Below are 18519 nucleotides of genomic sequence, written 5' to 3' on the forward strand. Positions count from 1 at the left end.
CGGATCGGGCGGGGTGCGGCCGGGTTTCCGGCGGGCGGCGGTGGAGTTGGCACCGGGACCGGCGGGCGGCTCGCCGTCGAGCGAGGTGGTGCTGGTGACTCCACTGCCCGCGTGGGGCGGATCTCGCGCCTGGGCAGCGCTTCCGCCGGACCCGGCGCGCTCGCATACCAGACCGCGCGCCGGGCCTCGCGGCGGGTTCCGGCCTTGCGCGCGGCTTCGCGTTGTGGCAAAACACCTTTGCCGCTCACGGCGTGGCTACTGGATTAGAGCTTGCGCGGCGCCTACCGTCCTGCCTTGACGCCGGTGGTTGACATAACTCTCACTCTCGGGTTGAGGTTGAGGGTTCCGGCCCCGGCGGGCGGCATGTGCACATCACGATCAGGAAGGCGGACCCGATGACGCCCCCGCACAACTACCTTGCGGTGATCAAGGTCGTCGGCATCGGCGGCGGCGGCGTGAACGCCGTGAACCGGATGATCGAGGTCGGCCTCAAGGGTGTCGAGTTCATCGCGGTGAACACCGACGCGCAGGCACTGCTCATGTCCGACGCCGACGTCAAGCTCGACATCGGCCGGGAACTGACCCGCGGGCTCGGCGCCGGAGCCGCCCCCGAGGTGGGGCAGAAGGCGGCCGAGGACCACCGCGAGGAGATCGAAGAGGTCATCAAGGGCGCCGACATGGTGTTCGTGACCGCGGGCGAGGGCGGCGGCACCGGCACCGGCGGCGCGCCGGTCGTCGCGCAGATCGCCCGCAAGCTCGGCGCGCTCACGATCGGCGTGGTGACCCGGCCGTTCACCTTCGAGGGCAAGCGCCGCGGCAAGCAGGCCGAGGAGGGCATCCAGCAGCTGCGCAACGAATGCGACACGCTGATCGTGATCCCGAACGACCGGCTGCTGCAGCTCGGCGACATCGGCGTGTCCCTGATGGACGCGTTCCGCTCCGCCGACGAGGTGCTGCTCTCCGGTGTCCAGGGCATCACCGACCTGATCACCACGCCCGGCCTGATCAACCTGGACTTCGCCGACGTCAAGAGCGTCATGTCCGGCGCGGGCTCCGCGCTGATGGGCATCGGCTCCGCGCGCGGCGAGGGACGGGCGATCCAGGCCGCTGAGAAGGCGATCAACTCGCCGCTGCTGGAAGCGTCGATGGACGGGGCGCACGGCGCGCTGCTCTCCATCGCGGGCGGTTCGGACCTCGGCCTGTTCGAGATCAACGAGGCCGCGTCGCTCGTGCAGGAATCGGCGCACCCGGACGCGAACATCATCTTCGGGACGATCATCGACGACTCCCTCGGCGACGAGGTCCGCGTCACGGTGATCGCGGCCGGCTTCGACGCCGGCGCGCCCACCCACAAGAAACTCGACCCGCCCGCGTTCGGCGGCAAGCAGGGCAACGGCACCGCGTCCGCCTCGGCGGGCCAGGTCGGCGGCGGTTCGTCCGCGCAGACCCCGCCGCAGACCGGGGCCACCCCGGTGCCCCCGGCGGGCAGCTCCGGCTACCCGGTCGCCCCGCCGCGCACGCCCGCGTCGGGCCTGCCGCAGCCCGGCGCCGGCACCCCGCCGGGCGGCCTGCCCCAGCCGGGCGGCGGCTCGCGCGGGTATTCGCCGATCGGTTCGGGTTCGGCGACGGGCGGCCTGCCGAGCCGCCCGACGACGGTCCACGACGACCCGACCGACGACGACGTGGACGTGCCGCCCTTCATGCGGCGGTAAGCACGGACTCACGAACAACGGCCGTCCCGACGCGTTCGGGGCGGCCGTTGGCGTATTCCTGGGCCCTCGTGAGTGCTGGCGCCGGTTCTAACCGGCATAAACACTCACGAGACCCAACCACGGTGCCCACTCGCGCGGGGCAAGCGTGCTGCTGCGGGCGGGCATGGCGCAGCGGGCGGGGCATGGCGGCGCGGCAAGGGCATGGCGCTGCGGAAGAAGCGTGCGGTTGGGGAAGCGGCCGGGCGGGGCGTCGTGAGCGGCAATCCCGGTTCTAACCGGGATCGCCGCGCACGAGGGCTCGGCCGTGTTGCGCGCTCGTGCGGGACAGGCGTGCGGTCGCGTGGCCTCAGCGGCGGATGCGTGCGGCGGCCGGAGGGGGTCGTGAGTGCTGGTGCCGGTTCTAACCGGGATCGCCGCGCACGAGGGCCCGGCCGTGTTGCGCGCTCGTGCGGGACAGGCGTGCGGTCGCGTGGCCTCAGCGGCGGATGCGTGCGGCGGCCGGAGGGGGTCGTGAGTGCTGGTGCCGGTTCTAACCGGGATCGCCGCGCACGAGGGCCCGGCCGTGTTGCGCGCTCGTGCGGGACAGGCGTGCGGTCGCGTGGCCTCAGCGGCGGATGCGTGCGGCGCGCCGGAGGGAGGCGGTGAGTGCTGGCGCCGGTTAGAACCGGGATCGCCGCGCACGAGGCTCGCCCCCTGCGTCCGCCGCGGTTTTTGGCAGGATGGCGGGGTGCGAGTACGACGAGTGGTCACGACCAGGGCGGGCGGGGCTTCCCGGCCGCCGTACGAGAGTTTCAACCTCGGCGACCACGTCGGCGACGACGCGGGCGACGTCTACGCCAACCGCAAGCGGCTGGCGTCTGAACTCGGCCTCGCCGAGGACAAGCTGGCCTGGATGGAGCAGGTGCACGGCCGGACCGCGACCGTCGTCGACGGCACCGAGACCTCCGCCGCCGAGGCCACCGACGCGCTGGTGACCGACCGGCCGGGCGTCGCGCTCGTGGTGCTGGTCGCCGACTGCGTCCCGGTGCTCATGGCGGATCCGGAAGCGGGCGTCGTCGCCGCGGTGCACGCGGGCCGGGTCGGGGCGCGCGTCGGCGTGCTGCCCGCCGCGCTGGAGGCGATGCGCGGGCTCGGCGCCGAACCGGGGCGCGTCGAGGCGCTGCTGGGCCCGGCGATCTGCGGCGACTGCTACGAGGTCCCGGCCGCGATGGCCGCGGACGTCGAGAAGCACCTGCCCGGCAGCGCCTGCAAAACGCGCAAGGGCACGGCTGGTCTGGACCTGCGGGCCGGGCTCTGGCAGCAGCTGGCGGACCTGGGCGTCGGCCGGGTCGGCGCGGACCCGCGGTGCACGGCGGAGGACAAGACGCTGTTCAGCTACCGCCGCGACGGCACCACCGGCCGGATCGCCGGCATCACCTGGCTCGAAGAGGAGAAGGCGTGACCGAGGACCCGGTCGAGAAGCGGCGGGCGGAGCTGGCGGCGGCGCTGGCCGCGGTCGAGGAACGCATCGCGAACGCCTGCGCGGCGGCCGGCCGTTCCCGCGACGAGGTGCGGCTGCTCGGCGTCACCAAGACCTTCCCGGCTGTCGATGCCGCCCTGCTGACCGACCTCGGGCTGCTGAACCTCGCCGAGAACCGAGACCAGGAGGCCGGTCCGAAGGCGGCCGAGGTCGCCGAACTGCGCCCGGAGGCCGCGCCGCGCTGGCACATGGTCGGGCGGCTGCAGCGGAACAAGGCGCGTTCGGTCGTGCGCTGGGCGGCGGAGGTCCAGTCGGTCGACTCGGTGCGGCTCGCCGACGCGCTCTCCCGAGCGGTCGCCGCCGCGCGGGAGGCGGGGGAGCGGACCGAACCGCTCGACGTGCTGGTCCAGGTGAGCCTCGACGGCGACGTCGCGCGCGGCGGGACCCCGCTGGCCGAGGTCGACGCCCTCGCCGACCATATCGCCCACACGGGGGAGCTGCGGTTGCGAGGCGTGATGGCCGTGGCCCCGTTGGGGGAGGATCCGGGCACCGCTTTTGCCCGGCTGGCCCAGGCGGCGGAAAGGGTCCGGGCCCGGCATCCGGAAGCGGCTGACGTGTCCGCCGGAATGAGCCATGATCTGGACCAGGCGATCCGGCACGGCTCGACGTGTGTGCGTGTCGGAACCGCGTTGCTCGGCGGGCGCGGTTTAGCCTCGCCGTAGGGAGTCCGCCCGGCGGTCACGTTTCGTGTCCGCCCGGGCGGGGCACAACGGTGCGGGAGCGGCAAGGGCTAGGGAGAGGCATGAGCGCGCTGCAGAAGCTGAAGGCCTACTTCGGGATGGTGCCCGCGGACGAGGACGGCTACGACGACGGCTACGACGAGTACGACGACGGCTACGACCAGCCGCCGGCGCGCTCCCGGGCCCGCTACCGCGACGTCGAGGACAGCTACGACGAACCCGCCGCGCGCGTCCGGTCGCGGTCGATGGCGGCCGAGCCGGCGACGCACGGCGCGCTCGCCGTGGACCGCCAGCCGGAGCCGGTCGCCCGGCTGCGCCCGGTCGCCGAACCGGCCGCCGCGCCGGCGCGGGACCCGCTGAGCCGGATCACGACGCTGCACCCGACGAGCTACATCGAGGCGCGGGCGATCGGCGAGCACTACCGCGAGGGCATCCCGGTGATCATCAACCTCACCGAAATGGACAACGCGGACGCCAAGCGGATCGTGGACTTCGCGGCGGGGCTGGCGTTCGCCGTGCGGGGCTCGATGGACAAGGTCACCAACAAGGTGTTCCTTCTCTCACCGCCCGACGTGGACGTGACCGCCGAGGACCGCAGGCGGATCGCCGAGGGCGGATTGTTCCTGCGCGGGTGAACACGGGAGAACCGCTGGGCGCAGCCAGACGTGATTTTGTCGACTATGTCGCCCTGGGAGCGGCTGGTCGCGCCCAATCCGGCCGTCCCCCGCTAGAGTGGTCGCCGTGAATGCTGTGTGGCTCGCGATCTGGTACGTGCTGTTTGCCTTCTGGCTGCTGCTCACGGCCCGGATCGTGGTCGAGCTCGTGCGGACTTTCGCACGGGAATGGCGTCCCGCCGGAGGGGTTGCGGTGACGCTCGAGACCATCTACACAGTGACCGACCCGCCGGTGCGGTTGTTCCGCAGGATTATTCCGATGGTCCGGATCGGCGGCGTAGGACTGGACTTGTCGATTATGGTGCTGCTGTTGGTTGTGTTCTTCGCGATGCAACTGACACCCAGGTGATCGGGGAAAACCCGGGTGTGTCCTGCAGGCCATGGAGTGCGTGAGGTGATCTGATGTCGTTGACCCCCGCTGACGTGCATAACGTCGCGTTCAGCAAGCCGCCCATCGGCAAGAGGGGCTACAACGAGGACGAGGTGGACGCGTTCCTCGACCTGGTGGAGACCGAGCTTGCCCGGTTGATCGAGGACAACAACGAGCTGCGGCAGCAGGTGGAGCAGCTCGACGCCGAGCTGGAGTCGACCCGCTCCGAGCTCGAGAACGCGAAGGTCGCCGGCCCGCCGCCGGGCCGCGACCCCGAGCCGTCGCGGCGGCTCGCCCCGGTTCCGCCGCCCGCGTCGGCGATGGAGCAGACCCAGGCGCACTCGATGGTCCCCGACAGCGCCGAGCCGAACGTCCAGGCCGCCAAGGTGCTCGGACTGGCGCAGGAGATGGCCGACCGGCTCACCGCCGAGGCGAAGACCGAGTCCGACGGGATGCTGGCGGAGGCGCGGACCAAGTCCGAGCAGCTGCTGTCCGACGCCCGGGCGAAGTCCGACTCGATGGTGAACGAGGCGCGCACGCGCGCCGAGACGATGCTGAACGACGCGCGCACGCGCGCCGAGACGCTGGAGCGCCAGGCGCGCGACAAGGCGACCACCATGGAACGCGAGTCGCAGCGCAAGTACACCGAGACGATGAACAACCTGAACGCCGAGAAGGGCGCTCTGGGCAAGAAGATCGAAGAACTCCGCACGATCGAGCGCGAATACCGCACCCGGCTGCGCGGATTCCTCGAGTCCCAGCTGCGCGAGCTCGACGACCGCGGCTCCGCGGCCCCGGCGTCGGCGTCGTCCGGTTCGAGCCAGTCCTCGACCGGAAGCAGCGGCCAGGGCTACTCGTTCGGCCCGCGCGCCGAGGCCGGCTGACCCACTGCCGTACCGCACCCCGCCGGAGCGCCTTCCGACCCGGCGGGGTTTCGGCGTGCCCGGATCCGGAGCCGCCACGGTGGGGCACCGGCGGGGTACGCCGCGTGGGCGGGTCGGCTCCGGAAACCGGGCGGCGCGTGTTGTAATTCAGCGTGCTCTACATCGTCCTCCTTCTGGTGCTGGCGGCTCTCGGGCTGCTCGTCACGGCGCTCATCACGGGCACCTCGCTGTGGGCCTGGGTTTCCATCGGGCTCTCCGTGCTCGCCGGGCTCCTGCTGCTCGTGGACTGGCTGCGGCGGCGCAAGGGCGCGGACACCGCGGGGCCCGCGGACGAGGACTCCGCGGACTCTTCGGACGCCGAGGGCTCCGAGGACTCGGAGGATTCGGATGGGGAAAAGGGCGAGGCGGTCCCGGCCGAGAAGGACGCCGAGCAGACCGCGCTGATCCCGGCGACGGGCGAGCTGGGCGATCCGGCGGAGGTGCCGGAGCCGGAGATCGGGAAGCCGGCCTCGGAAGCCGGGCCGAAATCCGAGGCGAAAGCGGTCCGCGACACTCCGCCCGGCGTGGAGGAGACCGCGCCGGAGGACCTCGAGGTGGTCAAGGACCTCGAGGACGAGGTCGTGGTCGTGGACGAGTACCCGCGTTACCACCTGGTGGACTGCGGCTGGCTGTCCGGCCGCGACACGATCCCGATCGGCGTCGGCGAGGCCCGGCAGCTCGGCTTCACGCCGTGCGCGCGGTGCGGTCCGGATGCCGTGCTGGCCGCGGCGCATCGCTGACGCCCAGCACCTCTTCGAGCACCTTCGCACCAGCCTCGGTGAGTTGGACCGCTCGGTGTGCCTTCGCGCGTGACCGCAGCCATCCCGCGTCCAGGAACCGTCGGGTGACCGCCGCGCCGAGCGCTCCGGCCAGGTGATGGCGCTGCTCTGTCCAATCCAGACAGAACCGCAGCAGCGGACGACGGCTTTTCGCGGCCTCGGCGACGTCCACCCCTAACGCGGCGAACACCTCGTCGGCGGCCGGTCCCAGCACGTACGGATGTTCCTGCAGCTGCGAGGAAATCCGGTCGCCGGGCCGTCGCCGGGTGGTCGGTTCACCGTCCACAGTGGCCAGTGCGCCGCGGTCGAGCAGCGCCGCCGTGACGGTCACGCCGAGCCGTCCGGCGACGTGGTCGTAGCACAGTCTCGCGGTGCGCAAGGCTTCCGCGCGCGTGCCTTCCCGCAGCGACCGGACGGGACGGGCGGGAGAGTGCCGGGCGAGCGCTTCCAGCAGTTCCGGGGCCGCGCCGGCGATGCGGTAAAACCGGTGCCTGCCGGACTTTTCCGCGGTCACCAGACCCGCGGCCAGCAGTTTCGACAGATGCGCGCTGACTCCCTGCGCGGTCAGGCCCGCTTCGCCAGCCAGCACGGACGCGGCCAGCGACCGGCCGTCGGCGAGGGCCATCAGCACCCGGACCCGCGCCGGATCGGCGAACAGCGCGGCGGTGCGCGCGATGTCGGCGTCTCCTTCCATGCCTCCAGCATGCCCCCGGCACACTTCCACCGCGACGGAAGCGTTCCCGGTGTCTCCTGGACCCATGCGCACCGCGATCTTGTTCACCATGTGCGCCGGGATGTTCCTGGTGCAGCTCGACGTCACCGTCGTCAACGTCGCCCTTCCCACGCTCGGCAGCGAACTGCACGCGGGAGTCCCGCAGCTGCAGTGGGTGGTGGTGGGGTATTCGGTCGTGCTCGCCGCCTTGCTGCTGACCGGGGGAGCGCTCGGCGACGTCCTCGGGCACCGCGGCGTGGTGCTGACCGGGCTGGCCGTCTTCGGGGCCGCGTCGGCGGCGTGCGGGCTGGCGCAGTCGGCGGGCTGGCTGGTCGCGGCGCGGGCGGGGCAAGGCGTTGGCGCGGCGTTGCTGCTGCCGGGCACGATGGCCGTCATCACCGGGACGTTCCCCGGCCGGGCGGAACGCGCCCGCGCACTGGGGATCTGGGCCGGGATTTCGGCGCTCGCGCTGCCCGCCGGACCGCTGCTGGGCGGGATTCTCGTGCAGACGGCCGGGTGGCGGCCGGTGTTCTGGCTGAACGTGCCGATCGTCGCCGCGGCAGCAGTCGCGACCCGGCGGATGGTGCCGCCGGACGTCCGGAAACCGGGCCGCGTGGACTTTCCCGGCGCGGCGACCGCGGCACTGGCGCTCGGCTCCGGGGTGTACGCGGTGATCGCGAAAACGCCGTGGGTCGGGCTGCTCGCCGTGGCCTTCGCGGTGGCCTTTGTGGCGGTGGAACTGCGCTCGGCAGAACCGATGCTGCCGCTGTCGCTGCTGCGGTCCCGGCAGACGGCGGGCGCGAACCTGGTGTCCGCGGCGATGAACTTCGTCGGCCTCGGTTCGGTGCTGGTGTTCACGCTCTACCTGCAGGACGTGCTCCGCGCGGACCCGATCGCCGCCGCGGTGGCGCTGTTGCCGATGTTCGTCCCGCTGGTCCTGGTCGGCCCGGTCTCCGGACGGCTCACCGCTCGGTTCGGCCCGCGCCCGCAGATCGTGACCGGGCTCCTGCTCGGCGGGGCGGCGCTGCTGAACCTGCTGCGGATCGGCCTTGGCACCGGGTACTGGACGCTGCTGCCGACGCTGGTGGTGCTCAGTGTCGGGATGGGGCTGCTGACGGCCGCCGTGGTGACCGCCGCTGTCGCCGACGCGCCGGGGGAACGCGCGGGCATCGCGGGCGGGATCAACAACGCGGCGCGGCAGGCGGGCGGAGCACTGGGAGTGGCGGTTTTCGGTGCGGTGGCGGGGGAACCGGCGGCGCGCGGGTCGTTTGTGGACGGATTGCATGTGCTGGGGGTGGTTTCAGCGGGGTTGTGGTTCGCGGCGGCGGTGCTTGCGATGGCGACGGTGCGCGGCCGGGTTCGGGGTGAGCGGGTTGAGTCGGCGGGTTGATTCGCGGTGCCGGGCTGGATCGTGCCTCCGCTGGGGCCATCGCGCGCGGGCGGGGTCAAGCAACGCGGTGAGGCAGGGGGGAGCGTCTTGCCGCGGCGACGGTGCGCGGCCAGGTTCGCGACAAGCGGGATGATCCGCCGAGCCCGGCAGAACACCCGCGGGCTCGGCGGAGCGGCGCCTACGAAACGTCGAGGCTCGCCAAAAGCGCCCGGAGTCCTTCGATCTGCTCCGTCGCCTCCGGCGGGAAGCCCTGGATCGCTGCTTCCGCCGCGGCCCGGGCTTCGGCGGGGCGGTCCAGTTCGGCCAGCAGCCGGGCCTGCAGCGACACGGCGATCGCGGCTTCGGTCGTCGCGCCGATCGACTGGAGCAGTTCGGCGGCCGCGGCGGCCCGGGGCAGCGCTTCCTCCCGCTGTCCGGCGGAACCCAGGATCCGGCCGCCGTTCAAGGCGACCATGGCTCGTTCCCCGACGACCGGCGGCTCGTCGCCCTCGAGGGCCGCGGCGCTTTTCTCCGCTTCGGCCAGCGTGGCGAGCGCCCGGTCCGGGTCGGCGGTCCACTGCCACGACACCGCTGCCTGCCGCAGGTTGCGCACGGCGTCGACCGGGATTTCCGCCGCCCTGAAGCACTCCGCGGCGCGCAGGTAGGACTCGGCGGCCTCGTCGTCGCGGTCGAGTTCGTCGAGGATGTCGCCGATGGTCTCGGCTGCCTGCCCGGCCGCGGGCTGGTTCCCGGCCGCGGCGAAATGCTCGAGCACCTGCCCCAGCAAGACCAGCGCCGCGTCTCGCTGGTCGAGCGCACGGTGTGCCCCGGCGAGCAGGTAGCGCGCCCTGGCCAGTTCGTCCTCGTCGCCGTCCCGTTCCAGGACTTCGATCGCCGCCTCGGCCGCGTCGGCGGCGGTCAGCGCGTCCCCGGCGCGGCCGGCCGCGGAGGCCAGCCCGAGCTGGGCGAGCGCGGCCCCGGCCAGGTCCCCGGACTCGGCCAGATCGGCGACCTCGCCGCGGTAGTGGCCCACCGCGTCCTCCAGCAGGCCGAGGTCGGACGCGAGCATGCCGAGGGTGCGGCGCACCTGGGCCCGCAGGCCCGCGTCGGCGACGGATTCGGCGGGCCGCAGCAGGGCGTAAGCCGCCTCGAGATCGCCGGTCGAGGCGGTCATCCGGGCGGCCATGAGCCGTGCCCACCCCTCCTGGCCGGCCAACCCGGCTTCGGCGAACAGTTCCGTCGCGCGTCCGGCCAGCTCTCGGGCCTCCGGCAGCCGGCCGCTGCGCGCGGTGAGTTCGGCGCGCAGCAGCGAGAGCCGGGCGGTGAGCTCGGCGGGCGCCGCCGTGGCGGCGGCTTTGGCGCGGCCGAGAACGGCGGACGCGCCGTCGAGGTCGTCCGTCTCGGAAAGCGCCACGGCCCACCGCATCAGGGCGCGGACGTACTGGTCCCGATCGTCCAGCCCGGCCAGTGCCTCGGCCGCGTCGGAGAGGGCGGCGAGGCCAGGCTGGCCCAGCTGGCAGCGGGCGAGCCCGGCCTTGCTCGCCGCGGTGTGCCGGGCGACCTCGTCGCCCTCGGCCGCGAACAGTTCGGCCGCGCGCAGCCAATCGCGCACGGCGGTTTCGGGGTCCGCCGCCGCGTTGGCGGACCCGGACAGCCGCCGCGCGAGCAGCGCTCCGGCCGGTTCCGGGCACAGTTCGTCGAACTTCGCCCACGCGGCTTCGGCGGCCGCTTCTTCGCCGCGCCGGGAGTGCTTCTCGGCGAGGTCGGCCAGTTCCTCCGGAGTGTCCGGAAAGGACGGTGCGGCCGGAGTCCGCGCCGGGGCCGGCCGCGGGGTGGTCCAGGACAGCGGGAGGTGGTCCACGATCGGCTCGGCGGCGAGGACGGCGCGGACCAGGCCGCTCTGCTCGCTGGTCCCGTTCCGGGCGTCGAAGCGGGCCGCGACGCCCAGCGCGCGCTCGGAAAGCTCGTCGTGCAGGGCCTGGACGGAAATCTCGCCTCCGGGCCGCCGCACGGCCGTGCCGCCGTGCCCGGAGTCGGCGACCAGGCGCAGATTCAGCGCCGCGGCCGCGCAGAACTCCATCTCGACGTACGGGGAGGGCGCGTCGTCCAGCCAGCCGAGATGCCGCTCGAGGATTTCCAGCCCGCGCACGTGGTTGCCGGTGCGCGCGCAGAACCGGAGGTGGCGGGGGAGGAGGCCCAGGTCCAGCCGGTTGTGCCGGATCGTGCGGTACACCTGCCGGTGCGCCCGCGCCGCCTCCTCGAGCCGTCCACTGTGGACGAACGGGAGCAGCAGTGTGGACAGGATCCCGTTCGGCTGCTCGCTGCAGGTGAAAGTGCCGCTGAGCACCGGTTCGGCGATCGCGACGGCTTCCTCGAACCGGCCGTAGCGGCTCAGGTGGGCGACCTTGCTCGACGGTTCGCATCCGGCACAGTCCGACATTTCGCCGCGCGGCGCCGCGTTCCACAGCCGGTACTGCTCGACGGCCGTTTCGTGGTCGCCGACGTGCCGCGCCACGATCTGCCGGTGCTGGTGCACCGGGTTCATCGTGTGCCCGGCCGCCCGGTACCTGCGCTCCATATCGTCGAGCACGGCGTAGGTGCGTTCCAGCGGCACCTCGGGGAAGTCGGTCAGCGACTTGACGACGGACTTGAACGACCAGAAGAGAACGTAGTCCCAGTTCTCGGCGCCCTCGCCCTGGTCGTGCTTGGCGAGACACCAGGCGAACGGCACGAACGCCTTCGCCGGTTCGCCGCCGTGCGTGTACGCGCGCACGAGCGAGAGCCGGGCGGCGTACTGCACGTCGCCCGCGCCCTCGGCGTCGGCGGTCCGGACCAGGGTCTCCATCGCGGCGATCTGGCCCTTGCCGAAGGGGAGGCTGCGGGCCGCTCCCAGCCGGTTCCACAGGTCCTGGCCGGTCGGTGCGGTCATCGGTTCTCCTGGTTCGGGACGGCGCGGTCGAGGAGGCCGAGGAACGCCCGGTTGAGCAGCGCGGAATCGGCGGGCCGGACCGGGTGCCTGCCGAGCAGCAGCGCCTGTCCGTAGAGCGATTCGACGGCCAGCGCGGTCAGCTCCGCGTTGTCGAGCCGGGAAATGCGCTGTACCAACGGGTTGCGGTAGTTGAGCACCAGCTGCGGGCGGTCCCGTTCCGGCTTCTCGAAGGCCGAGAGCACCCCGGCCCACAGCTCGTCCACGGCTTCCTTGGTCGCGCGCAGTTCGCCGGCGAACGCGGCGGCACGGTCGACGAGATAGAGCACCGGCAGCGACGCGGGCTCGAACTCGCGCAGCACGACCTCGCAGCCGAGCCGGTCGACGCAGCGTTGCGCGGCCGCGGCGAACGGCCGGACCGCCAGCGCCGTGTCCGGGTCGAGGTCGGCGAAGGCGGTGGTGAGGTCGCTCGGGTCGAGCCGCTCGACGCGCACGCCCGGGTCGAGCGCGCGGGCGCGTTCGACCAGTTCGCTGTCGTAGGTGTAGCCGCCGTTGATCACCGGCAGGTTCTGCGCGGCCGCGACGCCGGCCAGCTGGTCGAATTCGTCGGCGGTCGCGCAGTAGCGGAGCACGCCGTAGCGCGCGCGGAATTCGGCGAGCGTCATCCGGCCGACGTTCGTTTCCAGCGGCCACCACTCGTCGACCAGCCGCAGCATGTCGTCGTCGTGCAGGGCGAGCGCTTTGACGCCGAGGTGGTGGATCTTGAGGAACTGGTTGAGCCGCTGCGGATGGGTGGCCGACAGCCCGACGAGCCAGCCGCGCAGCTGCTCGCCGAGCGCTTCGCGGGTCGCGGCGAGCTGATCGTCGTCGTACAGCGCCTCGCGGCTCGCGGTGGGCCGCAGCTCGCCGGTGTCCACGACGCAGCGGGCGAAAAACGCCCAGTCCGGCAGCAGCCCGGGCGCGTTTTCCGCGAGCAGCATCCGCTTGAGGTACACGCGATGCCCGCCTTGCTCGGCCGGGTTCGCCGGGAACGGCAGCACGTAGGCGACGCCGGTCAGCCCGGCCTCGGGCACGTCGAGGTCGACGACGTCGAACGGGGTGAAGCCCAGCACCTCCTGCGCGTAGCCGACGAGGTCCGCCGAACGGTGCCCGGGGGAGCGCTGGCTGGCCAGCCACGGGACGCCGGAGCCGCTGATCGCCTTGCCGTTCACGGTGATTTCGAACGGCAGCATGGAACCGTAGAGCGTCGCGAGGTCGGCGACCGTCTCCGGCACGAACCACTGCTCGGCGCCGCGGCGCGCGGTGAGGGTGACGGTGGTGCCGATCGCGTCCCGCTCGCCGGGCCCGACGGCGTAGGTGCCGTCCGCGCGGCCGGTCCACGAAACCGCGGGAGCGCCGGTCGCGGAGCGGGTGACGACGCGGGTCTCGTCGGCGACCAGGAACGCGGACAGCAGCCCGATCCCGAACTGGCCGAGGAAATCCCGGCGGCCGTACCCGAGTTCGTCCCTTTTGGAGCTGCGGCCGATCGTCGCGAGCAGCTCGTGCACCTGCCCCTCGGTCAGCCCGATCCCGGTGTCGGCGATCCGCAGCGTCCCCTCGCCGGCGTCGATCGCGATCCCGGCGGGCGCGGCGGCGTCGGCCGCCCGCCGCGCGGTCACCGCGTCCACCGCGTTCTGGAGCAGTTCCCGCACGTACACGCGCGGACTGGAATAGAGGTGCTGGCTCAGCAGGTCGACGACCCCGCGAAGATCCACCTGGAAACTACGGTTCACCCGTGCTCGACTCCTGTGCTGTGGTGTTGGCGGGACCGTTGCCCGGCGGCCACCGTATCGGTGCGGCCCGGCGCCGGGCACCGGGTTTTTCCGCCCGGCGCGCGCGATCGTCGCGCGGTTTCCCGGCGTCCGCGCCCGGCCGGGCGAACACAGCCGGGGCAGGGCGAAAGCGGGTTGCGGCGAGGCGTTAACCTGGAGTCAGCAAGGCGTCGATCCGGCCATCACCGGGGAGCCTCCGGAAGAACCGGGCGCGAGCCCGCAGTAGAACCGGACGGGTGCGGCCCGTGACAGCCGCGCAACGAGTGGCCCGGGAGCAGTGCGCCGGGCAAGCGGGGTGGTACCGCGTGACGCGCGAGCGTCTCGTCCCCGTGTGGGCGGCCGCCGGTCGCCCGTACGAGCGACGAACGCAAGGAGCACCCGGATGTACCCCCAGGCTTCGCCGGGCGGAGAGACCACGGTCCCGTCCCAGCCGTCGTTCCCCGCGCTGGAGGAGAGCGTCCTCGCGTACTGGGAGAGCGACCGGACCTTCCAGGCGACGATCGACGCGCGCCCCGCGGGCACGAACGGCGACAACGAGTACGTCTTCTACGACGGCCCGCCCTTCGCCAACGGCCTCCCGCACTACGGGCACCTGCTCACCGGGTACGTCAAGGACATCGTCCCGCGCTACCAGACGATGAAGGGCAAGCACGTCGAACGGCGGTTCGGCTGGGACACCCACGGCCTGCCCGCCGAACTCGAGGCGATGCGGCAGCTCGGGATCACCGAGACGACCGAGATCGAAGAGATGGGCATCGCGAAGTTCAACGAGGCTTCGCGGCAGTCCGTGCTGCGCTACACGGACGAATGGCGCGAGTACGTGACCCGCCAGGCCCGCTGGGTCGACTTCGACAACGACTACAAAACGCTCGACGTCACCTACATGGAATCGGTGCTCTGGGCGTTCAAACGGCTGTGGGACAAGGGACTCGTCTACGAGGGCTACCGCGTCCTGCCCTACTGCTGGCGCGACGCGACGCCGCTGTCCAACCACGAGCTGGGCATGGACGCCGACGTCTACCGCAACCGGCAGGACCCGGCCGTCACGGTCGGCTTCCGCCTGGAGGGCAACGACAACGAGCTCGACGGCACGTACCTGCTGATCTGGACCACGACGCCGTGGACGCTGCCGTCCAACCTCGCCACCGCGGTGCATCCCGAGGTGCAGTACGTCGTGGTGGAAAGCGACGGCAAGCGGTACCTGCTCGCCGAGGAGCGCGTGGCCGCGTACGCCCGCGAGCTGGGCGAGGAACCGGCTGTCGTCGCGCGTTACACCGGCGAGCAGCTGCTCGGTTCCCGTTACGCGCCGCCGTTCCCGTACTTCGTGGGCGCCGAGAACGCGCACCGCGTCCTGTCCGCGGACTACGTCACCACCGAAGACGGCACCGGCATCGTGCACATCGCGCCCGCCTACGGCGCCGAGGACAAGGTGGTCACCGACGCGGCCGGGATCGCCCCGGTGACGCCGGTGGACGACCACGGCAAGTTCGACGCCACCGTGCCGGACTACGCCGGGCAGCAGGTGTTCGACGCGAACCCGAACATCGTCAAGGACCTCAAGAACGGCACCGGCGGCGCGGCGCGCCAGGGCGCGGTGCTGCTGCGGCACGAGACCTACGACCACTCGTACCCGCACTGCTGGCGCTGCCGGAACCCGCTGATCTACCGCGCGGTGTCGTCGTGGTTCGTCGCGGTGACGCAGTTCAAGGACCGGATGGTCGAGCTGAACCAGCAGATCACCTGGTACCCGGAGAACGTCAAGGACGGCCAGTTCGGCAAGTGGCTGGAGAACGCCATCGACTGGTCGATCTCCCGCAACCGCTACTTCGGCACGCCGATCCCGGTGTGGCGAAGCGACGACCCGGCCTACCCGCGCATCGACGTCTACGGCTCGCTGGACGAGCTGGAGGCCGACTTCGGCGTGCGGCTGGACAACCTGCACCGGCCCTACATCGACGAGCTGACCCGGCCGAACCCGGACGACCCGACCGGCAAGTCGACCATGCGCCGCGTGCCGGACGTGCTCGACGTGTGGTTCGACTCCGGGTCGATGCCGTATGCCCAGGTGCACTACCCGTTCGAGAACCGCGAATGGTTCGAGCACCACTACCCGAGCGACTTCATCGTCGAGTACATCGGGCAGACCCGCGGCTGGTTCTACCTGCTGCACGTGCTCGCCACCGCGCTGTTCGACCGGCCGGCGTTCCGCACCTGCGTGTCGCACGGCATCGTGCTCGGCTCCGACGGCCAGAAGATGTCGAAGTCGCTGCGGAACTACCCGGACGTCAACGAGGTCTTCGAGCGCGACGGGTCCGACGCCATGCGGTGGTACCTCATGGCGAGCCCGATCCTGCGCGGCGGCAACCTCGTGGTGACCGACCGGGGGATCCGCGACGCGGTGCGCCAGGCCGTGCTGCCGCTGTGGAACTCGTACTATTTCCTTGCCCTGTATGCGAATGCCGAGGGCAAGCAGGGGCAGTGGCGCACGGATTCCACGCACCTGCTCGACCGGTACGTGCTGGCGAAAACGCACGAACTGGTCACCGACGTCGAGTCCGCGATGGACGGCTACGACATCGCGGGCGCGTGCCAGACCGTGCGGGACTTCCTCGAGGTGCTCACGAACTGGTACGTCCGCCGGTCGCGCGACCGGTTCTGGGCGGGCGAGCAGGACGCGATCGACACGCTGCACACGGTGCTGGAGGTGACCTGCCGGGTCGTCGCCCCGCTGCTGCCGCTCACCACCGAGACGGTGTGGCGCGGGCTGACCGGCGGCCGCTCGGTGCACCTGACCGACTGGCCGAACGCGCTCGACCTGCCCGCCGACGCGGCGCTGGTGACCGCGATGGACAAGGTGCGGCAGGTGGCGTCGTCGGCGCTGGCGCTGCGCAAGGCGAACAAGCTGCGGGTGCGGCTGCCGCTGGCGAAGCTCGTGGTCGCGGCCGAGGACGTCGAACCGCTGCGCGGGTTCACCGAGATCCTGCGGGACGAGGTGAACGTGAAGTCGGTGGAGCTGACCGCCGACGTCGCCGCGCATGGCACGTTCGAGGTCGCGGTGAACGCGCGGGCGGCCGGGCCGCGGCTGGGCAAGGCCGTGCAGCAGGTGATCAAGGCGGTCAAGGCGGGCGACTGGACGACGAACGCCTCCGGCGCGGTCGTGGCCGCGGGCGTCGAGCTGGTCGAGGGCGAGTACGACCGGCGGCTGGTGGCCTCCGGCGGCGGCGCTGCGGCCGAACTGCCCGGCGGGGCCGGCCTGGTCGTGCTGGACACCGAGGTCACCGAGGACCTGGCGAACGAGGGCGTGGCGCGCGACCTGGTCCGCGTGGTCCAGCAGGCCCGCCGCGAGGCCGGTCTCGACGTCGGCGACCGGATCTCGCTGACCGTGGACGCCGCGGGCGAGGTGACCGGCGCGGTGCGCAAGCACGAGGAGTTCGTGGCGTCCGAAACGCTCGCGACGTCGGTGTCCTACGGCGAGGTGGCCGAGGGCTTCGACGGCACGGTCGGCGAAGGCGTGAAGGTGCGCGTGGCGGTCGCGAAGGCGTAAGTGCGGCTGGTCCGTGCGGGGAACCCGGAGGGATTCTGCTTGGGTTCCCCTCGCGGACGCCTGCCTTCCGGCGCCTGGGTGAGCGTCTGCTAGGGATTCCCCATGACTTCAGAAGCCGCGGCCGCCGAAGGGCTGGCCGCCGGATTGCGCCAGCGGCACCTCGCCATGCTCGCGATGGGCGGCGTGATCGGTTCGGGACTGTTCGTCAGCTCCGGCGTCGGGATCAAGCTCGCCGGGCCCGGCATCGTGCTGTCCTTCGTGCTCGCGGGCACGCTCGCCATGCTGGTGATGCGCATGATGGCGGAAATGGCCGCCGCGATCCCGTCCAGCGGGTCGTTCTCGGTGCACGCCGAGCGCGCGTTCGGGTCGTGGGCCGGGTTCGCCATCGGCTGGCTGTACTGGGCCGCGCTGGTCGTGGTGCTCGCCGTCGAGGCCACCGCCGCCGCCATCATCGTCAACGGCTGGCTGCCCGGCATTCCGCAGTGGGCGCTGGTCCTGCTCTTCATGGCCGTGCTGACCGCGGTCAATTTCACGGCCGTGTCCCGCTTCGGCGAGCTGGAGTTCTGGCTGGCGCTGATCAAGGTGCTGGCCGTGGTGGCGTTCCTGGTCCTCGGCGTGCTCGCGTTCCTCGGCGTGCTTCCCGGGACGTCGTTCGCGGGCACGGGCAACCTCCTCGGCCACGGCGGGCTGCTGCCGCACGGATGGCAGGGCGTCGGCACCGGGCTGCTCGCGGTGGTCTTCACCTTCGGCGGCCTGGAAGTGGTGACCATCGCGGCCGCGGAGTCCGACGACCCCGCGCACGCCGTCGGCCGCGCGGTCCGCAACGCGGTCGTGCGGATTTCGGTGTTCTACATCGGTTCCATGCTGGTGATCGTCTCGCTGCTGCCGTGGCCGGACGTCCAAACAGGACAGAGCCCGTTCGTCGCGACCCTGGAGCGGATCGGAATCCCGGCGGCCGGGCAGATCATGAACGTGGTCGTGCTGTTCGCCCTGTTGTCCACCCTGAACACCAACATGTACGGCGCGGCGCGCATGGTGTACTCGCTGGCCCGCCGCGGCCACGCGCCCCGCGCACTGACCAAAGTGGACCGAAACGGCGTGCCGGTGTTCGCTGTCGCGGCTTCGGTGCTCTTCGGCTTCGTCGCCGTGGCCCTGAACGCACTCTGGCCGGACACCGTCTTCCAATACCTGCTCAACGCGGTCGGCTCAGTGCTGCTGATCGTGTGGATCCTGGTCGCCTGCACGCAACTGCGCGTGCGCCGGCAGCTGGAACGCACCGCGCCGGAGAGCCTGACCGTGCGCATGTGGGGCTTCCCGTACCTGACCTGGCTCACGCTGGCCGCGATGGTCGCGATCCTGGCGGTGATGACCGGCGACCCCGAGGCCCGGGTCCAGCTGATCAGCTCGGGTGTCCTGGTCGCGGTGCTGGTCGTGGCCGGGATCTGCTGGCAGCGCGCGCGGCGGAAGACCGATCAGGCTGTATAACGACCTATACGGCGC

13 protein-coding genes are annotated in these 18519 nt (G+C 72.0%); 10 read left to right on the forward strand and 3 right to left on the reverse strand.

Annotated elements, in window-relative coordinates; translation table 11 throughout:
- Window positions 1–395 precede the first annotated feature (395 nt).
- The 7 genes from ftsZ to F9C11_RS23080 all read left to right on the forward strand — a co-directional run bounded on the left by ftsZ (window position 396) and on the right by F9C11_RS23080 (window position 6618).
- On the forward strand, window positions 396–1712 hold the full coding sequence (gene ftsZ, locus F9C11_RS23050; RefSeq protein WP_409179430.1) for a cell division protein FtsZ: 1317 nt from the start codon (window positions 396–398) through the stop codon (window positions 1710–1712).
- A gap of 727 nt (window positions 1713–2439) precedes the next feature.
- Window positions 2440–3153 carry a peptidoglycan editing factor PgeF gene (gene pgeF, locus F9C11_RS23055; protein WP_409179431.1) on the forward strand — a complete coding sequence of 238 codons (714 nt, stop codon included), beginning with the start codon at window positions 2440–2442 and terminating at the stop codon, window positions 3151–3153.
- Window positions 3150–3893, forward strand: a complete 744-nt coding sequence (locus F9C11_RS23060) for a YggS family pyridoxal phosphate-dependent enzyme (RefSeq protein WP_409179432.1) — start codon at window positions 3150–3152, stop codon at window positions 3891–3893. The genes pgeF and F9C11_RS23060 overlap by 4 nt, the downstream gene beginning before the upstream one ends.
- A gap of 80 nt (window positions 3894–3973) precedes the next feature.
- On the forward strand, window positions 3974–4546 hold the full coding sequence (locus F9C11_RS23065) for a cell division protein SepF (RefSeq protein WP_409179433.1): 573 nt from the start codon (window positions 3974–3976) through the stop codon (window positions 4544–4546).
- A gap of 115 nt (window positions 4547–4661) precedes the next feature.
- On the forward strand, window positions 4662–4934 hold the full coding sequence (locus tag F9C11_RS23070; protein WP_037367937.1) for a YggT family protein: 273 nt from the start codon (window positions 4662–4664) through the stop codon (window positions 4932–4934).
- Window positions 4935–4987: 53 nt separating this feature from the next.
- Window positions 4988–5839, forward strand: coding sequence for a DivIVA domain-containing protein (locus F9C11_RS23075; protein ID WP_409179434.1), 852 nt, complete (start codon window positions 4988–4990; stop codon window positions 5837–5839).
- Between the two features lie 152 nt (window positions 5840–5991).
- Window positions 5992–6618 (forward strand): hypothetical protein, encoded by a 627-nt coding sequence (locus F9C11_RS23080; protein ID WP_409179435.1) that lies wholly within the window; start codon window positions 5992–5994, stop codon window positions 6616–6618.
- Here F9C11_RS23080 and F9C11_RS23085 read toward each other — a convergent pair.
- Window positions 6563–7351: an ArsR/SmtB family transcription factor gene (locus F9C11_RS23085; RefSeq protein ID WP_409179436.1), complete on the reverse strand. Its 789-nt coding sequence runs from the start codon at window positions 7349–7351 to the stop codon at window positions 6563–6565. The genes F9C11_RS23080 and F9C11_RS23085 overlap by 56 nt on opposite strands.
- Before the next feature lie 64 nt (window positions 7352–7415).
- Here F9C11_RS23085 and F9C11_RS23090 point away from each other — a divergent pair, with 64 nt between their 5' ends.
- Complete coding sequence (locus F9C11_RS23090; protein ID WP_409179437.1) at window positions 7416–8759, forward strand: MFS transporter; 1344 nt, start codon at window positions 7416–7418, stop codon at window positions 8757–8759.
- Between the two features lie 178 nt (window positions 8760–8937).
- On the opposite strand, the gene F9C11_RS23095 is transcribed toward F9C11_RS23090, so the two are convergent.
- Together F9C11_RS23095 and F9C11_RS23100 are read right to left on the reverse strand one after the other, a co-directional pair.
- Window positions 8938–11667 carry a hypothetical protein gene (locus F9C11_RS23095; protein WP_409179438.1) on the reverse strand — a complete coding sequence of 910 codons (2730 nt, stop codon included), beginning with the start codon at window positions 11665–11667 and terminating at the stop codon, window positions 8938–8940.
- Window positions 11664–13436 carry an HSP90 family protein gene (locus tag F9C11_RS23100; RefSeq protein ID WP_409179439.1) on the reverse strand — a complete coding sequence of 591 codons (1773 nt, stop codon included), beginning with the start codon at window positions 13434–13436 and terminating at the stop codon, window positions 11664–11666. Before F9C11_RS23100 ends, F9C11_RS23095 begins: the two co-directional genes overlap by 4 nt.
- A gap of 421 nt (window positions 13437–13857) precedes the next feature.
- On the opposite strand from F9C11_RS23100, the gene ileS reads away from it, so the two are divergent.
- Together ileS and F9C11_RS23110 are read left to right on the forward strand one after the other, a co-directional pair.
- Window positions 13858–17019 (forward strand): isoleucine--tRNA ligase, encoded by a 3162-nt coding sequence (gene ileS / locus F9C11_RS23105; RefSeq protein WP_409179440.1) that lies wholly within the window; start codon window positions 13858–13860, stop codon window positions 17017–17019.
- A 102-nt stretch (window positions 17020–17121) separates the two neighbouring features.
- Window positions 17122–18504 carry an amino acid permease gene (locus tag F9C11_RS23110; RefSeq protein ID WP_409179441.1) on the forward strand — a complete coding sequence of 461 codons (1383 nt, stop codon included), beginning with the start codon at window positions 17122–17124 and terminating at the stop codon, window positions 18502–18504.
- Window positions 18505–18519 lie beyond the last annotated feature (15 nt).

The organism is Amycolatopsis sp. VS8301801F10 (genome assembly GCF_046195355.1).
Taxonomy (GTDB): domain Bacteria; phylum Actinomycetota; class Actinomycetes; order Mycobacteriales; family Pseudonocardiaceae; genus Amycolatopsis.

Bases quoted from the DNA above. Each gene is read 5' to 3' on its own strand.
- ftsZ (WP_409179430.1), top strand. From the start codon at position 396: ATGACGCCCCCGCACAACTACCTTGCGGTGATCAAGGTCGTCGGCATC.
- F9C11_RS23065 (WP_409179433.1), top strand. From the start codon at position 3,974: ATGAGCGCGCTGCAGAAGCTGAAGGCCTACTTCGGGATGGTGCCCGCG.
- F9C11_RS23075 (WP_409179434.1), top strand. From the start codon at position 4,988: ATGTCGTTGACCCCCGCTGACGTGCATAACGTCGCGTTCAGCAAGCCG.
- F9C11_RS23085 (WP_409179436.1), bottom strand. From the start codon at position 7,351: ATGGAAGGAGACGCCGACATCGCGCGCACCGCCGCGCTGTTCGCCGAT.
- F9C11_RS23090 (WP_409179437.1), top strand. From the start codon at position 7,416: ATGCGCACCGCGATCTTGTTCACCATGTGCGCCGGGATGTTCCTGGTG.
- F9C11_RS23095 (WP_409179438.1), bottom strand. From the start codon at position 11,667: ATGACCGCACCGACCGGCCAGGACCTGTGGAACCGGCTGGGAGCGGCC.
- ileS (WP_409179440.1), top strand. From the start codon at position 13,858: ATGTACCCCCAGGCTTCGCCGGGCGGAGAGACCACGGTCCCGTCCCAG.
- F9C11_RS23110 (WP_409179441.1), top strand. From the start codon at position 17,122: ATGACTTCAGAAGCCGCGGCCGCCGAAGGGCTGGCCGCCGGATTGCGC.